The following is an 18,424-nucleotide window of genomic DNA, read 5'->3' on the forward strand; positions in this document are numbered from 1 at the left end:
TTACGCGACTAAATCAACGCGCCAGGCCCCAGGCGCTCTTTCTGTTTCGGTTATCCCCGTTTCGTCCACTAAGACGTTGGAATTGTGCGAAGAGGACCCCATGTCGGAATGTCCTCCGTCCCCGCGCCCGTTTCCCACCCCCCCGGAAGAAACGTTAACCGCAAGATCATTGACACTCCACCCCAGGGTCGTCAACGTCCCGGAAAGCTCGCGCAACCCGGAAACCACGACCTGGCGGGCGGTATCGTTGTCCACCCGGAATTGCATGGACACATCTTTTCCTTTGGCTTCAAGGGCGATATGAAGTTCACCTAAATGGTCTGGCTTGAGATCGAGACGCACCAAAGAACGGCCGGATTCCAAGGTCACATGAATTTGCCGTGCCAAATCGATGGGCGACGGTTTGAATTCGGGTGGGGCCGGAGGAGGAGCGGAAAGAGCGGCGTTGGTTTTGGATCCCTCCACAGAGGGGAACCCAGGGGATTGCCCCCCCATATGGGGAACAACCCCACCACTCCGACCCAACCCATTCAGGACCGAAGCCGCCGGAGACAGGGCCTCTTCCGTAGAGTTCATCCCTTTCGGAATCAACGTGTCCACCGGTTTTCCTTCCGGCACGGCGAGGGAAAAAGAGGGGCCAGACCGAAGAGAGGACGGGAGTTCGCGACGATCTTTTCCCTCCAATTGATCTTGGAACTCGGAATTTCCTTTCTCCTCCTGGGTGAGTCCCGAAGGCCTATTCGCTACCACAGGAATGGCCCGTGGTATTGTTTTGGCTTCAGGAGTTGGCCCTTCTGAAGACGGGGCCACCGCTTCGCGTTTCGAGGGCGGAACCTCTTGAGGTTTTAAAGGGAGAGGTGAACCCGCCTTCCCTTCCGAAGAAACCTCCACTCTTTTTTCATGGGTGTCTTCAAGGTTTAGGGAAGGCCCCCCATCCGCCATGGGGGACAAGGATCCCAGGGACTTTTCCTTGGAGAGTGCGGGTTGAAGAGGCACAACGACTTCGGACTTTTGATGGGGAACGGGGGGAACCAGGGAGGGAAATAGAAACGGGGAAACAGGATCTCCTTTCGTGCTCGTCTCACCCGAACGAAAATCCTCCGTCGTTTCAGAACCGGAATCACTGGGGGCATCCGGTTCGGGCCTCTCTTCTTCCCCCTGCAAAACCACCTCGGGAAGAAGGACCGGGACAACCTCCACTCCCTCTGTTTCATTCGCGTGAAGGTCTTCTCCATGGACAGGTGGGGAAGCGAGAGAATCAACATTCTCTTCGTTTTCACCCGAATCCAGGAGGCTCCCCTCCGTTCCCGTACGCTGGTCGTAAGGGAGAGCCTCTTTTGTCAGAGGGAGAGGACGATCGTCCTTTAGAGACGGAGAAGAAGTTAACTTCCGCTGCGCTCCATGGGGAGAAAACGGCTTTTCCTTTCTTTCCGATTTCGTAGAAATCGAGGGGCTCTCTTGAGAAGGAGGCTTCCGGTTTGGATCGAAACGGTCGACTTCCTTATATAAATGAATTGAGAAACGCTCACCCTCACTCGCCGATCCCGGCGAACTTTTTGGCCCTCCCTCAAGGGGTCCAGGCCCTGCGACAGACGGAACAATCATGGAGGTCCTCCTCGGTTTCCAGCCAATCGGGCCGATAGGGCGGCCGCACGTTTTGGGGGAAACAAAACCAAAATGGCGCCAGCTTCAGCCTCTTTCATGCGTGCCAATAAATCAGCGGTCTCTTTGTTCGGTAATTCCTGAAGAATCTTCGCCGCGTTCTCCGGCGGCATGGTCACAAATAATTTCACCATCTTTTTTGTGCTGAGAGTGGCCTGTCTTTCCACTTCTTCCGCATTTTTTACCGCGCTTTCCATTTTTCCAATCCTTATTTGGGCCGCTTCAAGGGCATTGCTGGCCTCTTGAATCAGACGCTGGGTTTCCATCATCCTGTTTTCATACCCCTCGGCGATTTGCGTGGTGGACTTTATTTCACCTTCCATCCGCATTAAAGTCTTAACGTGAACCTCCATTTGGGTTTTCATACTTTCCCGTTCCAACTCCGCGTAGCGCCATTTCGTTTCGATCGCCTCCAGATCCGATTTCAAGGGCTTTACCTCGTTCTTCCCCACACCCGATTCTAATGCAAGAGTCGTGCTAACAGGGCGTGAGAGAGGACCAAGAAAGTCCGGTGTAATTGCAGGGGAAGTCGGAGCAAGTGGCGCAGAACGAGCGGTCCTCATCAGGTTAAACAGTCCCCCCGCTAAAAAATACGATGTTCCAATTGTTGTAAAAATGGCCACCATGGCCACACGAAGAGTCGGGTTCATTGGGTAGACCTCCGGAAAACGGCGGACGCTGCAAAATCCATTCGTTTCATCTCCAAAGCTCTCATGTCCTCCCGATGGGATTTTTTTCTGATTTCCTTGAGACGTTCAAGTATTTGACGGTCCCGCACAGCGATTCGAAGCGCGCCTTCACGAACAGACACCTCATGAGCCAAACGTCGGACAATTTCCTTAGAGGCCTGGATTCGAAATTCCATATGCTCCACGTAATCCCGCCGACATTGATCCCGGGTCAAATCAAGGGTGCCCGACCCATCCAGGACGGGAGGCACGGCCCAAACCTCTCGCTCTTTTTCAAGACGCTCTAAATCCAAGCGAGCCGCGATACATTCGGCGTGGGCCCGCGCCAGTTCCTGGGCAACTTTGTCCTCTTTTCGACGCCGAAGACGAAGCGGGGTTTCCAGTCGAAACCGAAACTTTTTCACGCGGGTTTCCGTTCCGCAAAGAGGGACATCAGTTGGCGTTGGGTTTGCTCAAACGTTGATCCCGCGGAGACCTCTTGGCGAAGAAACCCGTTGACACGGTCCAAATGACCCACCGCGTAATCGATTTTAGCGTCACTCCCCTTCGCGTAGGCTCCCACGCGAATAAGGTCCTCCGCTTCGCGGTGCGTGGCCAGGACCTCCCGCAATTGACCGGCGGCTTTTTGTTGTTCGGCACCCGTGACATCGGGCATAAGTCGACTGAGAGATTCCAGCACGTCCACAGCCGGATAGTGACCTTGGCTTGCCAGCCGACGGGAAAGGACCACGTGCCCATCCAATAACGATCGGAGCGCATCGGCCACGGGTTCGTCCATATCATCGGCCTCAACCAAAACCGTGTAGAACCCCGTGATACTCCCGGTTTCAAAAAGGCCCGCCCGTTCCAATAGGCGGGGAAGAAATGCGAACACAGAGGGGGTGTACCCTTTGGTTGTTGGCGGTTCGCCCAACGCCAACCCCAATTCACGGCCGGCCATGGCCAGTCGCGTGACCGAATCCATCATGAGCAAAACGTCTTTCCCTTCCGCGGCAAAATGTTCCGCCGCCGCCGTGGCCCCCAGAGCGGCGTGAAGTCGCGCCATGGGCGTTTGGTCCGAAGTGGCCACCACCACGACCGATCGAGCCAACCCCACATCTCCCAAATCTTTTTCAACAAAATCGCGAACTTCCCGGCCCCGTTCGCCCACCAACGAAATCACGTTGACATCCGCTTTGGTGGATCGAGCGATCATCCCCAAAAGTGAACTTTTTCCAACCCCTCCCCCCGCGAACAAACCAATACGTTGCCCCCGCCCGCAGGTCAACACCCCATCCAGCGCGCGAACTCCCGTGACCAACGGCGTTTGGATGCGCCGACGGCGCATAGGTTCGGGAGGTGTCGCCCGCAAGGGGCGTCGTTCGGTGAGGCGGAGGGGCCCCTGGTCATCGAGAGGCATGCCCCGATGATCCACCACACGACCCAATAAGGCGTCCCCCACCGGCATCGAGACAGAACCGATCCCGTTCATCCAAAGGCTTCCGGGCCCTAACCCATCCACTTCTGTCAACGGAGCGAACAAAATCGTCTCATCTCGAAACCCCACTGTTTCCGCCCAAAAAAAACGATGCCCCCGTCGTTCCCAGACCCGACAAATTTCTCCCAAAGACACCGCGGGCCCCACCCCTTCCAGTATTCCCCCCGAGACGCGGGTGAGCCGTCCCACGTGGCGCGCGAGGGGCACCCGTTCGACCACATCGTCATACTTGGCAAAATTCATCCTTCCTCCGCTAACCGGTGAAACGTTCGTTCCAGCTCTTCCAACCGCGTGGAAACCCGGGCGTCCCATTGTTCGCGCTCCCCTTCGATCACCACATCTCCCGGGGCCAGGGAAGAATCCCCTTGAACACGAACGGTTCCCCCCGCACTCTCAGTGGAAACACGGACGGCGTTGACATCATCATGGTGGACACGAATCGTCCGGGGGCCATCGTCCCCTAAGACCGAGAGTCCTTCCCGCACCCACTGGAGAACCCCTTCACGATTGATCGCCAACTCCTGACGACACACCCGGGTGGCAATGGAAAGAATAAGGCGAGCGATCTCGGGCTCACTGCGGGCAAAAAATCGGTCCAATTCGGCTTGATGGAGCGCGGCCAGTTTCTCTTTTTCAACCGCCAAAGCGGCGGCCGTCTCCTCGGCCAACAGCGCTCGGATTTCCGCTGTCAATCTTTCTCTCTCCACACGCAATTCTTCCGATCGCTTTTCATCCCGAGGAAGTCCCTTCGGCTCATAGCGTACCGTCCCCTCGGACATCCTCGATCGCTTTAGAATTTTCGGGGACATGCTCTTACACCAACTGCTCTTCCGCTGGAACGTCCACTGGGGGCGCCGCGCTGTCGGTGGCGGCCGCCGCTGTGGGCGGTTTCAAAGTGATATCGCCATTTCGAACCATTTCGCGGACAGTCGACGCGATACGGCGTTGAGCTTCCTGAACCGCCAAGAGTTTCTGGGGAGGAGATATTTGGATTTCTTCTTTGAGAGCGGCTCCCACTCGTTCGGACATATTTTTAAAGACTTTTTCTGTGATGGCCTCCGGGCAACGACGCAGGGCGATCTTGAGATCCGATTGATTGATTTTGGCCAACACCCGCTGAAGATCTTTGTCTTCCACCCGCACCAAATCATCAAAGGTAAATAAGGCTTCGGCAATCTTGCGCCCCAGTTCGGGATCTTGTTGATAAAGAGCGTCCATAATGACTTTCGATACTTCTGTCGTCAGTTGGGACAAAATTTCTGCGGACGCTAATATTTCCGCGGGCGCTGGCGGAGGAGGCCCTCCTTCTTCCTTCTGAGTCAGTCCTGCCCGCAATCCTTCCCGAACCCACTGAGCGATTTCCGGCCGAAGCGAAACGCCCCGGGCCCGGGCCAGAAGAACGCTCCCGCGCGTTCCTTCCGGGAGAAGCGCCAACACACGGGCCGCTAAAGTGTTTGGCATTTCGGTCAAAGCGAAAGCGCCCACCCCTGGAATTTCTCTGGACAACAACTTTGCGATATTGGCGGGGCCCACTTCTTCCGCCAGGGCCGCCAACCCTTTATCATCTCCCCCGGCCGCTTTTAAGCGAACCACAATTTCCGATGAACGCCGGGCTCCGTACATCTGGGCCAAGATCCCTTCAATCGTTTCGATTCCCGCTTGTCCATCGGATTCGGCCAACGCCTCAGAAAATTCCGTGAGAACTTTCGCGCGCGTTTCGTCATCCACCACGACCGGGCTCGCCATGACCGCGCAAATCCGTTCGACTTCCTCTTCCGGGTAGTTTTTCAGGACTTCCACACATTGCTCATCGGGAAGAGTACTTAAAATTATCCCTATCTTCTGAATTTGAGTGGGATTCGAAATGGCCACCGTTGTCATAACTCAGATCCGAAATGGTTCATGCCGAAGCCCTCCCGGCGAATTTCTTTTGCATCACCCGGGCCACCCCCGCGGGATCCTTGCGGGCCGCGTCCAGAAGTGCCGCTTGAGCCTGAGATGAATTTAGGGTAGGCAATTCTTTGGGAGAGGGGACCCCTCCTTCGGCCCCTCCCGTTGACGCGGGAGGGGGGGGAGTTGCCGCGGCCAAAACCGGTGCTGCAAGAAGTGCGGTATCGTTGGTGTTGGGTGGCGCGTTATTTGTTGAAGCCCCCGCCGCCTTGAGAAACTTCATAAAGAGAATCAGCACCATGACAATCGCCAGGGCCGAACCGCCGCGTCCGATGGCCAGCATAAGGGTTTGTCGGGTCCTTTCCTTTTTCAGAACCTCTTCCTGCGCGGCCGCTTCCTCAACCATTTTGTCTCGCTGGGCGGTATCAAACGCAACATTTTTGATTTCAAATTGGTCTTCTCGATCCTCACTAAACCCCACGGTTTGTTTCACCAAGAGACCGATGGCGTTCATTTCTTCTTCGGAACGCGCCACGTAGGTTCGGGCACCGGGGGTGGCGGGATCTTCCTTATTCGTTCCATCAATGACGACCGAGACGTAAAGGCGCCGAATGGCCCCGGGGCTGGCCACAATCTCCTTCACCGAACGGCCCACTTCATAATTTTTAACGAACGAGGGACCCGTTCGAGGCACGCTGGTTTGTTGCTCACTTCGCAATGGCGTGTTCGGGTCATAGGTCTCTGTTTTTTCGCGAACAATCCGATCGTCCATTTCAACGCGCGTTCGCACAATGGCTTTCCCGGGCCCCAGAAAACCGTCCAACAGGCTCGTGGTCTTTTGTTCCAAATACCGTTCCGCGTCTCGTTGGAGGTCCAGCAGTTCGTTGCCATGACTGTAAACCCCATCCGAGGATCGTCCCCCAGCCAACAATCGTCCATGGGAATCCAAGATAGAAACGTTTTCTGGTTTAAGATCTTTCACGCCACCCGCCACCAAATGGACAATCCCACTCAATTGCCGCTGGTCGATGGAGGCCCCCGCTTTCAAGGTCAAGACCACCGAAGCGCGGGCCCCGTCCTGGCTATCGAGAAACGGAGATTCTTCCGGAAACACCAGGTGGACCCGAGCGGCATGGACGTTTTCGAGGGCTCCAATGGTTCGAGCCAATTCACCCTGAATCGCACGCTGGTAACCCACTTTTTGGGAAAAATCGCTCATCCCGAGGGGGGATTTTTCAAGAATTTCCAACCCCTCCCCTTCTCCCTTGGGAAGACCTTCTTGGGAAAGTTTTAATCGAAGCTCATCCACCATCCGGGAAGGCACATTCACCGTTCGGCCTCCGTTCGTCAGACGATAATCCACCCCGTCGTTCCTCAATTTTTCCACCACCTGGGCGGCATCGATGGGGCTGAGGCGGGCGTAGAGCGGTGTCTGGTCCAGTCCCCGCATGGGGAGGGACAAGGCGTAGACGGCGCCAGAGACCGCCGCCGCAAAGATCAACACCATGGCTTTGCGGCCGACGGGCAAGGAGAAAAAAAGGTCTTTCAGTCGAATCAAGGATTCCACGCCGAGCTCCTCTGTTCAATGGGACCATCCCGGTCAAGGATGTCCCTCGGCCTCCTACAACGAGGTCCAGCCGAAAGGAGTTACAACGGCATGCGCATAATTTCTTGGTACGCCTCCAGGGCCCGGTTACGCAATTGAACCGTCCACTGGAGAGCCAAATTCGCCTCCTCTAATTGAATCATGACTTCATGGGAACTGACCGCTTTTCCAGAAACCAAATCGTTGACAGCCGTGTTGGCGTTCACCATGGTGTTGTCCGCCCGCTCAATGGCTTGGGTCAAAACCTCTCCGAAATTTTTATGGGGCCCGGCTCCACCCGCCGCACCAAACCCACCCCCACCGCTTAAGGGACCGGTGGTCCCGACACTCCCCAATCCCCCGAGCACGGCCATATTACGCACCCTCCTTGGAATCATCGGCCCGTGTAATAGAAGCGTGATCCAGAATAAAATCAAACACCTTGTCCTCAAGCAAAATCCCACGAACTTCTTCTTTCTGAGAATCCAGGCGCGCGATCGTTTGCTCTCGCTGATGAACAGGCAATGGGTGAGCGGCTTTCCGCACCGCCACCACCGCTTCCTCGTTCGATACAGAAATTCCCTCCGCGTCGCCAATCGCGGCCAATATATAGGCCAATCGAACCCCCCTTTCGGCCTCCAATCGAACCGTAGGTTCATATTCAACGTAACGGTTTTTCCAGGCTTCCAGAGTTCCCCCTTCCGCCCGAAACTGTCCCTCAAGACGACGAAAAAGTTCCCGGGAACGTTCCCGGGCCAGGCTGGGAGGCACATCAAAAGGGTGGGCCTCAAGCAGTGCCTCCACCGCCTGACTCTCCAAGTCGCGGCGAACCAGACGTTCCGATTCGGACTCCAATATTTTTCGCACCGCTTCCCGAAATTCTGAGGGCGCCCCAATGGTTTCACCCCCGATTTCCTTTAAGGCCGCCTCCAGTGCCGCTTCTGTCACTGGGAAGGAACGTCTTTTGAGGGAAAGACCTTTGTATCCGGTGATATCCACGTCGGGAGGGCTTTCAACTGAAAATTGAATTCGAATACTCCCCTGGCCCACATCCGCGGCCTCCACGTTTGGAGCGCTGAGCGTAATCAAGTGACAATCCTCGAGCGCGCGCCCCACGGATTCTTTCACGAGAGCCGTTAAGGCTTGTTCTCGGGCTTCGGTAGCGAACCGAAGACGGACGCGGGGGATGGGAACACTTCCGCGCCGAAATCCTGGCCATTTCACGTCCCGTTGCAATCGCTCAAGAACCTGGGCCTCTTTGACCAACAAATCTTCGAGGGGCTGTTCAATCCAGAAAAAGGACCGCCCGTTTTTGACACCCATGGGTCGAACGAAAAAACTCCGGCCGTCCCCCATCGTGCCTGGATGGTGTTTCGGGTTCGGAGTCGAAGCGGGCGTCATTTCCCAATTTCCAAGGATTTTAATAGCATGCTTTTCGTGGCCCCAAAAGCGGAGACATTGGCTTCGTAACCACGCGTGGCGGCGGTGAGGTCCACCATTTCGCGCACGGGATCCACATTGGGAAGCCTTACGTAACCCTGTGGGTCCGCGTCGGGATGAGAAGGGTCGTAGAGGCGCGGGAACGGGGTGGGATCTGGAACCCCAGCCGTGACGTTCACTCCGGAGGGGGCCTGAGCCGCTCCAATTTCAGCGGCCCGCAAGGTTTCTTCAAAAACCACCGTCTTTCGTTGGTAAGGGCCTCCCGCGGCGGTACGCGTGGTGTTGGCATTGGCGACGTTCGACGCGGCCGTTTCCATCCACGCCCGATGGGCGGTCATCCCCGACCCGCTAATAGTCAAACCGTCAAACGCGCCCATTCACATCACCGTCCTTCGATGGCCGTTCGGGCCATCCGATGTCGTCGCGCCACCACCTCAATGAGGGTTTGGTAGCGGACCCCCGTTTCGGATATCTCCGCCATTTCTGAATCGGGAGAGAGATCTTTGACCGCTTCTTCCGAAAACCCTTCTGAAAGAGAGGATGAACTTGTTGGTAAGTGGCGGGCGTCCGTGCGTGTCACTTCCCGCGAAAGAAATTGGTCAAAGGAATTGTTTTCTTTAGGGACCATTCTTGTCCCCACAAATCCAGGTGTTTGGATGTTCGCTAAATTATGGGCCGCGGCCTTTTGGTTTAACCAAAGGCGATTGAGCTCGCCTTTTACCGGGGAACTCGCGATGGGCATCCAGGATTCGGTCATGGCATTGGTCTCACTTTATCCATATGCAAGAAATGTGCCGATCAAACCCGTCCATAGGCCTCGTTGGCCTGGGAGCGGCGTCGGACCGCCATTAGTTTTCCGCCGACCTCCGCCAAAGCCTGGGCGAGGAGTCGGGTGTTCGCATCGCTCTGATCTCGAACCGCGATCGCCATTTTTCGCGAAATGGACTGCCCCGGATCGGCTCCCAGAGCTTTCCACAATCGGGTCCGGAGGCGATCCAGCGGCGCAAGTTTTTCCCAACGCCCTGAAATAATGGCGTTTTCCTCACGATGAAGGACATAGAGAAGTTTATTGGCTATTTCTTCTGGGCCCGGGTTCGTCGGCATCAGGGTTCTCCTTAACCTTTATTAATTCACCTCATGGCTTTGCAATTCGCGTGCCATTCCATTCGACATTATTTAGGTCTATTTTAATTTGCCGATAATGGCTTTTGCGAAAGGAGGGATCCATTGACCAATCCCCACAGCTGGCGATCTGAATTTAATTTGGGCGTGGACATGATGGATCGGCATCACCGTGAGATGGTGAGTCTTTGTGACGCGGTGGCAGACCGAGCAAACACCCAGGGAGGAGTTCCCCAGGCGGTGAACCTTTTAGCCGAACTGGTCGGGTACGTGGGGATGCACTGCGAAGCGGAAGAGGAATTGATGCGGCGATTTTGTTACCCAGGGAGAATGGATCACCAGGATCGACACCATGAGATGGGAGTCCTTTTAAAATCCTGGGAAGATCGGGCGCGGCGACAGAAACAGGCGATCAATACCGCCTTTCTGCTTCGTCTAAGCCAATGGGTGGAAAGTCACATTCTGGGGTCGGATCGGGGCTTTTCTCGTTTTCTTTTGGATCACGTGGGGGCAGACCCTACGGCTCTGCCGCGAAGAAGGAAGGCGATTGACGTGAACGAATCCCGGTGTTCAGTGGGGAAGTCGACCGTAGCGTTTCAGTCGACTTCGTGTGACCGTTTCGCTCAAACCCAAACGAGTCGCGGCCGTTTCAATCGATTCGTTGCAGGTGTCATAGACTTTTAAAATATGGCGTCGCTCGACAGCGGCGAGCGTCTCCGAGGCGTCTGGATCCGGGGACGCGTGTTGTCCTTGAAAAACGGCGGGCAAGTCCGCTACGCGAACGGCGTCCCCCTCGGCGAAAACGACCGCGTGCTCAATGACGTTGTGAAGTTCTCGGATATTCCCGGGCCACGGGTAAGCGTTGAGGCACGCCAGGGCCTCCACGGAAAGAACGGTCGGTCCGCGGCCGCGAACAGCGGACTGGAGAAAAAAACTCGCCAAGAGAGGAATGTCTTCTTTTCTTTCCCGAAGCGCGGGGAGGCGGAGGGAAAACACGCCCAACCGGTAGAAAAGATCCTCACGAAATTGGGATTGACGAACCATAGATTCCAAGTCACGGTGAGTCGCGGCCACAAAACGAACATCCACCGCCTGTTCGGTGTTGCTCCCCAAGCGTCGAAAACGTTTCGTCTCCACCACACGCAACAGTTTGGCTTGGAGAGGCAGGGGCATGTCGCCGATTTCATCCAGCAAGAGGGTCCCGCCGTTTGCCATTTCCAAAAGGCCCCGTTTCATTCCGGTCGCATCCGTGAACGCCCCTTTCTCGTGCCCAAAAAGTTCGCTCTCCAACATGGTTTCGGGGAGGGCGCTGCAGTTCAGGGGAATAAACGGTCCTTCTCGACGGGTGCTGCGATTGTGGAGCGCGTGGGACACCACCTCTTTTCCTGAACCCGTTTCCCCCCGAATCAGAACGTTGCACTGGGTTGGGGCAATGCGGTTAAGAAAATCCGCGACCCGTTGAATAGACGGACTTTTACCGATCAAATCAGGAACAGAAAAGAGGTTGGACATGGGCCGGGGCCCCACGCCCCGCTGAGAAGACTTACGTTTTTGCCGGATTCTGTCGATAACTTCCATCAGAGCACGCATTTGAACAGGTTTGGGGAGAAAATCAAACGCGTCCAATTGAAGTGTTCCCAACGCCGCGCGCATGCTGCCGGCCCCCGAAATCGTGACCACATCGGTCGAGGGATGGACTTTTTTGATTTGGCGCAACATTTCAGTTCCATCCATCCCGGGCATGAACAGGTCCAAGAGGACGATGTCGGCGGCGGCATCTTTCAGGGTTTGGAGTCCTTCCTCCGCCGAAAAAGCCAGGTTGACCGTGTGGCCCTTCTCCGTTAAAGCGCGGTCCAAGGCATAAGCCACCGATCGATCGTCATCAACGATGAGGATCGAAAATGTCATTTCCAAGGGCTGTGAGGGCGAGGCCATGGGGGATCGCGTCCTTTCAATGCGCGTTGTGTCTGTTGGTGTAAAATTCATAGGCCGTTTCTATATACCCCACGTCTCGAGATCTGTCAAGAGTAAACTCAAGGTGTCCGCCAATGGACCGATAATACCCTTGTCACGTATTCTGTACGGGGGGCTCTTCATTGAAACCGGATTTGGCATCCATTATTGGACTTGTGTCCGCCGTGGGCTTGATTCTCCTGGGCCAACGCCTCGAGGGCGGACACATGAGTTCCATCATGCAACCGACAGCCGCCCTCATCGTTTTCGGTGGGACCTTGGGGGCCACGCTCATTGGGTTCCCCCTCCACGTGGCCACTGGAGCCGCGAAAAAATTAGTGGCGGTTTTCTTTGGCCCCCACCACAACGGAGTGGAAGTCTCCCGTGCTCTCCTCAGTTACGCCACCTTAAGCCGCCGAGAAGGGTTGTTGGCTTTGCAAAAGCCCCAGTCCGAAACAAAAGATCCTTTTTTTGCCAAGGGACTCCAACTCTTGATCGATGCCACTCCTGAAAAAGCCCTGCGGGAAATGATGGAACAGGAAATGACCCGGGAGGAACACCATGATGAGGAATTTATCAAGTTCTTCGAAGCCGCGGGAGGATATGCCCCCACGGTGGGAATCATCGGAGCTGTGTTGGGGTTAATTCACGTTATGGAAAACTTGGCTGATCCCTCCTCTTTGGGCGGTGGGATCGCGGTGGCGTTCGTGGCCACGGTTTACGGTGTGGGGTCCGCCAACTTGGTTTTTCTTCCGGCCGCCACGAAACTCAAACACCACAAAGAAGACAGCACCCACCATCAGGCGCTAATTTTGGAGGGATTGATTTCCATCCAGCAAGGGGAAAACCCCGCCTTGATGAGTGAACGGTTGAAAGGGCATCTCTCCGTTAAAGACCAAAAACTCTTGGACGCGAAATAAGCCATGGCCCGTAAACCTAAAATCCCGGAACACGTCAATCACGAACGGTGGCTGGTCTCCTACGCCGATTTCATCACTCTTCTCTTTGCGTTTTTTACCGTCCTTTACGCCACCGCCCAAACCGACGCGGGAAAAGTTAATAAACTGGTGGGGGCCGTGGAACGGTCTTTTAGCGCTGGGATGTTTTCAAGTGGAAGCAACGAACTCATGTTTGTGACACCCGGGAACACCAGCGGTCGAGAGATTTTGGATATTGGGATGAACCTGAAAGACGTTGAAAAAAACATCTCTTCGCAACTTAAACGTGAAGGGACTAGCGCAGACAACATTAAGCTGGAGCGCCACGCTGAAGGCCTCACCATTCAACTCCGAACGAACACCTTTTTCACCCCGGGGTCCGATGCCCTTCGACCGGAAGCCTTGGCCATTCTTCCCGGGGTGGTTGATGTGATTAAAATGTCGAAACATAAACTGAGGATTGAGGGCCATACCGATGACATGCCCATTCATAACGAACAATTTTCGTCCAACTGGGAATTGTCTACCGCTCGGGCCCTCTCCGTTCTACGGTATTTAATCCTGAGTGGGGTCGCTCCCTCACGATTGGCCGTCGCTGGCCTCGCTGAATTTAAACCCCTTCAGCCCAACACCTCTTCGGAAGGTCGATCTCGAAACCGCCGGGTGGAAATTGTCATTCTGGAAAACAAGCCATCCTTCTGGGCAAACGTCAATAAAAAACAAGGGAAAGTGGAACCGACGATCTCCGCATGGAAACCCCTGATTGCGAACGATCACGTCGCACCCAATCCATCGGAACCACCGACCTTGTCCCCCGTGCAAGAAGAAGCACCCACAGTCCCGGAGCCCTCCCATGGTCCCCATTGATCCAGCCCCCGGGGCCGGTCGTATGCAGGTGAAAGGCCATTTGCCCTTGCACTGGCGCCTCCTTGGAAAAGAGGAAGCAGAATGTGTCCGATCTCTCATCATGGACCGAGCGGTGGCCCGCTCCTGGACGGCCCATCCGGAAGGCCACGTGAGCGTTTCAGAAGAAATGGCTCCGGTGGTAAGACGGTTGAACGAAATCGAACAAAAGATTGACCGACTTCAAAAACATTTGGACCGAACCGGGGCGCCCCCGCTCCCAACCCGCCCGCTCACCCTAGGAACCGGGAATTGCGTCCTCACACCGCTTCCGGAAGAAGTTTTCCCCCCAGCGGGAGATTGGGTTGAAATCCGGTTTGTGATCCCGCCTGAAAACGAAGATGAGATATTGGTTTTAGGACAATCGACGGGAAACGGGGCCTTTGAGTTCACTATTTTGGCCCAGGACCAAATGGATCGTTTGGTGCGCTATCTCTTAAACCGCCAAAGACTCGCCCAAGATTACCCGCACCTCTAAAACATTTCGATCTCCCCTCCAGATAAAATTCTGATAAAGTTACCGGAGTTAAGAACCCCACGAGGAGAAATTTATGCCCACACCGCTCTGGCACACCCTTTCCGCGGAAGATACCGCAGTTCACCTTCGGTCAGCTCCTGAAGGATTGACATCGACGGAAGCCGCTCAACGACTGGCCACCCATGGCCCAAACGAATTGCAAACAACCCAACGCGTTTCTCCCTGGACACTCCTCCTCGCGCAGTTTAAGAACGTCCTCATTCTGATCCTTCTTGTCGCCGTAGGTCTCTCCGCCTTTTTGGGACACGGGATCGAAGCGATCGCCATTCTCGTCATTGTCCTCTTTGCAGTCATCCTGGGGTTCGTTCAGGAGTTTCGAGCGGACCGGGCCATTGAAGCCCTCCGCGAAATGGCGGCCCCCCGTGCCGCCACCATACGGGACGGGAAAGAAATTGATGTGCCCGCCCGGGAGTTGGTCCCGGGAGACGTCATTTTTCTTCACGCGGGGGACCGCGTACCCGCTGACGCTCGGCTGTTGCAAGCCATCAACCTCCGGAACGAGGAAGCGTCCCTGACAGGAGAATCATTGGCCGTTGAAAAAAGTACGGAAACATTCCTCCGCCCTGATTTGCCCGTGGGGGACCAACGCAACATGGTCTTCGCCGGAACAGTTGTCGCCTACGGTCGAGGGAAAGCCCTGGTGGTCACAACGGGAATGGCAACGGAATTTGGACGTGTGGCCCAGCTTCTCCAATCGGTGGAGACGGGACGGACGCCCCTCCAGAAAAATCTAGACCGGGTGGGACACATTTTGGCTCGAGGCGCCTTGGCGATCGTGGCCGTGGTCATTGGACTTGGCCTTTGGCGCGGGGAACCCCTTGTGGAAATGTTCATCTTTGGGATCGCGCTCGCCGTGGCGGTCGTTCCCGAAGCTCTTCCGGCTGTCGTAACGATTTCGTTGGCTATTGGCGTGCAACGGATGTCCAAGCGGAACGCCCTGGTTCGCCGCCTCCCCGCCGTTGAAACCCTGGGAGGCACTTCGATTATTTGCTCGGACAAAACGGGAACTCTCACGAAAGATGAAATGACCGTCCGAGCCCTGGTCACCCATGAGGGCGAAATCGAGGTCACTGGAGCCGGGTATGGCCCTATAGGGGATTTCCGGGTCAAGGGAGAAATATGGCCCGTGGATGAGCCCCTGAAAGCGCTCCTGCGGGCCGGGGCATTGGCGTCGGACGCGCTGATTCATCAGGAGGAGGGCCGGTGGCGTCTCAAAGGAGACCCAACGGAAGGAGCCCTCGTGGCCGCGGCCGCCAAAGCAAATATGATGAAAGGCGACCTGGACCGAGATTTCCCTCGTCAGGATGAAATTCCTTTCACTTCCGAATCGAAACGGATGACCACGTTGCACACAGGGCCTTCCGGGACCGTGGTGGCCTTTGCCAAGGGAGCCCCGGAGGTTATCCTGGGATCGTGCGCCTTTCAATGGGGGGCCGCGGGGCCTCAGGCGATGGACGCCACCGCTAAAGAAAAATTTTTGGCGGAAGCTCGACGGTTGGCCGAAAAATCCTACCGGGTATTGGCGGTGGCCGAAAAACAAAGCGCCGTTCGGGAAACCGCGGAAACCGCGATGACCTTCCTCGGATTGGTCGGCATGATGGACCCGCCACGGGCCGAAGCCCGGGAAGCCATCGCCCGATGTATCGTCGCGGGGATTAAACCCGTCATGATTACCGGGGACCATCCCCTCACCGCCCAGGCCGTGGCCCGGGAGTTGGGGTTACCCGACAGCGAGAAAACGGTCACAGGACCCGAGTTGGATCGATGGACCGATGCCGATTGGGCGGAACGGTCAGAAGGGATTGGGGTATTCGCCCGGGTTTCCCCCGCGCACAAATTGCGCCTGGTCTCGGCCCTGCAAGAGCGGGGACACGTGGTCGCCATGACCGGGGACGGGGTCAACGATGCGCCGGCCCTCAAGAAAGCCGACATTGGCATCGCCATGGGCATCACCGGCACCGGCGTCACGAAAGAGGCCGCGGCCATGATGTTGACGGATGATAATTTCGCGTCCATCGTCGCCGCGGTGGAAGAAGGGCGAGGGATCTTCGATAACGTGAAGAAATTTCTCATGTATCTGCTCTCCGCCAACGTCGGGGAAATGGGCCTCATGCTGGGGGCGGCTCTTTTGGGGTATCCCCTGCCGCTCACCGCGGTTCAAATTCTTTACGTCAACCTCGCCACGGACGGATTGCCCGCCCTGGCCCTTGCGGTGGATCCGGCCGATCCGGACCTGATGCACCGCCCCCCTCGACCAATGAACCAGGGGATATTCACTCGGCCTGTTGTGTTGTTAATGCTTGTGGGAGGGTTTTGGTCCGCCGCGGCCAATATCGGTCTGTTTGCATGGGCACTCAAATCCGGCCGCCCCCTGGAAGAGGCCATGACCATGACATTCCTTTCCTTGGTCTTTATTCAGTTCTTTAAAGCTTACAACCTCCGCTCGGATCGGCACTCCATGATGAGGAAACCCTTCTCCAATAAATGGCTAAACCTGGCCATCCTTTGGGAACTCCTCCTGTTGCCCTTCATTGTGTATCTACCGTTCCTCAATGTGCCCTTTGGGACCTACGCTCTCACTGGGATGGATTGGCTCATCGTGATTGGGGTTGCCCTCACCATCACACCGGTATTGGAAATCGCTAAGGGGATGGTACGGCACGGCTGGTTTGGCCGTTTAACTTAACCCCCAACTTTCAGTGGGGCGAGAGAACCATGGGAGACTATTTAGAAGTGGCGAACCGGGTTTCGATCTTAAAGAAAAGCCCCTGGAGAGTGGTTTGTTGACGGTTGTAAGAGATGACAGCGCCGTCCGTTCCTTCCAGGTGGATACGTCGGTTCCCCTGTCCGAGAATGAACCAATCTTGCCAGAGCCCCCCCATTTCAATGGAAAGCCGGGGGGTTATGCGCCACCCCAACCCCGCTTCCCCTTGAAAGATAGACCCGGCTGATGCGTCGGTCTTCGCGTCAAAAAGCTGAACATAGTAATGGACGGCCGTTTGCCAGCGAAAAAAGAAACGGGCCCCGTGGGTTCCAGCAAACCCAAAACCAATACCCTCGGCGGAAATTTCGTTGACGTCATCTACCCCCCCGGAGGCACCGGTTCCTTCCACAACAAAATTTTCCCGCTTAAAGATTTCGCGGACCACGGAAAGATGCACGTGGGCCTCCACCGGGATCCCCACCATCGGACGATGATAGGTGACAAACAAATTGGTAAACCCCACATTCATCTGGTTCGTTTGATAGGGTGTCCCTGTCCCGTCTGAAACGGATTCTTGTCCAAACCTCCCTCCTCCAAAAATCCCCGTGTGCTGAAGACCGAGACCCCAAAACCCCGTGGGCTGGGCGGTTTGTGTCCATTCCAAACGATAAAGGGGTGCTGTGTGGCCTTCAAAACGGTTGACGTAACTTTGGGGAAGAATCTTTCCTTCGCCCTTATAGCGCAACGATGCCGAGGGGGCCACGGTCATGGAAAAATCTCCCGCATGGCCGAGGAATCCCCAAAAAAGGACCACTGACCCCATCAGGATAAATTTCACGTTAATACGTCCAACCCAGGGCAAGAAAGGCTCCGAACAGGTCTGTTTTGTTGATGGGCAAACTGGCTGTCGCACTGGACGATGTTCCGGGAGTAAAACGGCGCCCTCCGGGGACTAAAATCTCGTAGAGTTGTCGGGTATACCCAAGGGAGAGACGCCATCGTTCCCAAGCCAGCCCCCCCTCCATTCGCAAGGCGTAAGTGTATCCGCCCCGACGGATCGACCCATCCTCTGAGGTGAGTCTATTCTTGGTCCATAAATAGTGTCCCAAGAGGATTTCACCGTCCCAAAACAAACCGGGACCCCTCGCCCACGGGTGGCTTACCCCTTTCCCATGGAACCCCAAATGGGCCCCCAAAGCGGCATGGATTTCCCGAGAAGCTCCCGGTTCTGGATTTCCTTGAAATACAATATTTTTTTGACGGAGGCTTTGGTAAGCCCCATTCATTCCCAGAACACCTTCGATGGACGATCCCACCAACGGACGCCGAAAATCCACCCAAAGGGATTGGAGGGACAGGCGCGCTTGCCCTTCCTGGGCCAAATGAGTTCCGGCGCTATTCCCAAACTCCGCGTAATACGCAGACCGGTTCGCCCAATATTGCGTTTGAAATCCAAGATGGGGAGAGAGCTCCTCTCGCCAACGGATTCCCCCCACCGGCGTCCAAGGTTTCACTTTGAGCTC

Annotated in this window: 20 protein-coding genes; 5 read left to right on the forward strand and 15 right to left on the reverse strand. The window is 55.9% G+C overall.

Annotated elements, in window-relative coordinates:
- The 12 genes from JNK54_01390 to JNK54_01445 form a co-directional block, all read right to left on the reverse strand.
- On the reverse strand, positions 1–1,605 hold the full coding sequence (locus JNK54_01390; GenBank protein ID MBL8022925.1) for a flagellar hook-length control protein FliK: 1,605 nt from the start codon (positions 1,603–1,605) through the stop codon (positions 1–3).
- Positions 1,602–2,312: a hypothetical protein gene (locus JNK54_01395; GenBank protein ID MBL8022926.1), complete on the reverse strand. Its 711-nt coding sequence runs from the start codon at positions 2,310–2,312 to the stop codon at positions 1,602–1,604. The genes JNK54_01390 and JNK54_01395 overlap by 4 nt, the downstream gene beginning before the upstream one ends.
- Entirely contained in the window at positions 2,309–2,755 is a 447-nt protein-coding gene (locus JNK54_01400) for a flagellar FliJ family protein (GenBank protein MBL8022927.1), read from the reverse strand. Before JNK54_01400 ends, JNK54_01395 begins: the two co-directional genes overlap by 4 nt.
- Positions 2,752–4,071: a FliI/YscN family ATPase gene (locus JNK54_01405; protein ID MBL8022928.1), complete on the reverse strand. Its 1,320-nt coding sequence runs from the start codon at positions 4,069–4,071 to the stop codon at positions 2,752–2,754. Before JNK54_01405 ends, JNK54_01400 begins: the two co-directional genes overlap by 4 nt.
- Positions 4,068–4,637, reverse strand: coding sequence for a hypothetical protein (locus tag JNK54_01410; GenBank protein MBL8022929.1), 570 nt, complete (start codon positions 4,635–4,637; stop codon positions 4,068–4,070). Before JNK54_01410 ends, JNK54_01405 begins: the two co-directional genes overlap by 4 nt.
- Positions 4,638–4,641: 4 nt before the next feature.
- A complete protein-coding gene (locus tag JNK54_01415; protein ID MBL8022930.1) occupies positions 4,642–5,709 on the reverse strand; it encodes a hypothetical protein in 1,068 nt (355 codons plus the stop codon).
- Between the two features lie 19 nt (positions 5,710–5,728).
- Complete coding sequence (gene fliF / locus JNK54_01420) at positions 5,729–7,285, reverse strand: flagellar M-ring protein FliF (protein MBL8022931.1); 1,557 nt, start codon at positions 7,283–7,285, stop codon at positions 5,729–5,731.
- An 80-nt stretch (positions 7,286–7,365) separates the two neighbouring features.
- Positions 7,366–7,677, reverse strand: a complete 312-nt coding sequence (gene fliE, locus JNK54_01425) for a flagellar hook-basal body complex protein FliE (GenBank protein MBL8022932.1) — start codon at positions 7,675–7,677, stop codon at positions 7,366–7,368.
- 1 nt (position 7,678) lies between these two features.
- Entirely contained in the window at positions 7,679–8,704 is a 1,026-nt protein-coding gene (locus tag JNK54_01430; protein MBL8022933.1) for a hypothetical protein, read from the reverse strand.
- A complete protein-coding gene (gene flgC / locus JNK54_01435; protein ID MBL8022934.1) occupies positions 8,701–9,120 on the reverse strand; it encodes a flagellar basal body rod protein FlgC in 420 nt (139 codons plus the stop codon). The genes JNK54_01430 and flgC overlap by 4 nt, the downstream gene beginning before the upstream one ends.
- 5 nt (positions 9,121–9,125) lie before the next feature.
- Positions 9,126–9,500, reverse strand: a complete 375-nt coding sequence (locus tag JNK54_01440) for a hypothetical protein (GenBank protein MBL8022935.1) — start codon at positions 9,498–9,500, stop codon at positions 9,126–9,128.
- Between the two features lie 41 nt (positions 9,501–9,541).
- Positions 9,542–9,847 carry a hypothetical protein gene (locus JNK54_01445; GenBank protein ID MBL8022936.1) on the reverse strand — a complete coding sequence of 102 codons (306 nt, stop codon included), beginning with the start codon at positions 9,845–9,847 and terminating at the stop codon, positions 9,542–9,544.
- A gap of 123 nt (positions 9,848–9,970) precedes the next feature.
- Here JNK54_01445 and JNK54_01450 point away from each other — a divergent pair, with 123 nt between their 5' ends.
- The gene (locus tag JNK54_01450) at positions 9,971–10,549 is read left to right on the forward strand and encodes a hemerythrin family protein (GenBank protein ID MBL8022937.1); all 579 of its coding nucleotides are present in this window, start codon (positions 9,971–9,973) and stop codon (positions 10,547–10,549) included.
- Here the strand turns inward: JNK54_01450 and JNK54_01455 are convergent.
- Positions 10,436–11,773, reverse strand: coding sequence for a sigma-54-dependent Fis family transcriptional regulator (locus JNK54_01455; protein ID MBL8022938.1), 1,338 nt, complete (start codon positions 11,771–11,773; stop codon positions 10,436–10,438). The genes JNK54_01450 and JNK54_01455 overlap by 114 nt on opposite strands.
- A 188-nt stretch (positions 11,774–11,961) precedes the next feature.
- On the opposite strand from JNK54_01455, the gene JNK54_01460 reads away from it, so the two are divergent.
- The 4 genes from JNK54_01460 to JNK54_01475 all read left to right on the forward strand — a co-directional run bounded on the left by JNK54_01460 (position 11,962) and on the right by JNK54_01475 (position 16,883).
- The gene (locus tag JNK54_01460; GenBank protein ID MBL8022939.1) at positions 11,962–12,738 is read left to right on the forward strand and encodes a flagellar motor protein; all 777 of its coding nucleotides are present in this window, start codon (positions 11,962–11,964) and stop codon (positions 12,736–12,738) included.
- Positions 12,739–12,741: 3 nt separating this feature from the next.
- Positions 12,742–13,623: an OmpA family protein gene (locus tag JNK54_01465; protein MBL8022940.1), complete on the forward strand. Its 882-nt coding sequence runs from the start codon at positions 12,742–12,744 to the stop codon at positions 13,621–13,623.
- Positions 13,610–14,137, forward strand: a complete 528-nt coding sequence (locus JNK54_01470) for a hypothetical protein (protein MBL8022941.1) — start codon at positions 13,610–13,612, stop codon at positions 14,135–14,137. The genes JNK54_01465 and JNK54_01470 overlap by 14 nt, the downstream gene beginning before the upstream one ends.
- A gap of 73 nt (positions 14,138–14,210) precedes the next feature.
- On the forward strand, positions 14,211–16,883 hold the full coding sequence (locus JNK54_01475) for a cation-translocating P-type ATPase (protein ID MBL8022942.1): 2,673 nt from the start codon (positions 14,211–14,213) through the stop codon (positions 16,881–16,883).
- A 37-nt stretch (positions 16,884–16,920) separates the two neighbouring features.
- Here JNK54_01475 and JNK54_01480 read toward each other — a convergent pair whose 3' ends face one another.
- Together JNK54_01480 and JNK54_01485 are read right to left on the reverse strand one after the other, a co-directional pair.
- Positions 16,921–17,670, reverse strand: a complete 750-nt coding sequence (locus JNK54_01480; protein MBL8022943.1) for a hypothetical protein — start codon at positions 17,668–17,670, stop codon at positions 16,921–16,923.
- Positions 17,671–17,740: 70 nt separating this feature from the next.
- On the reverse strand, positions 17,741–18,415 hold the full coding sequence (locus JNK54_01485; protein ID MBL8022944.1) for a hypothetical protein: 675 nt from the start codon (positions 18,413–18,415) through the stop codon (positions 17,741–17,743).
- Positions 18,416–18,424 lie beyond the last annotated feature (9 nt).

The organism is Elusimicrobiota bacterium, from assembly GCA_016788905.1.
Classification (GTDB): Bacteria; Elusimicrobiota; Elusimicrobia; order FEN-1173; family FEN-1173; genus JADKHR01.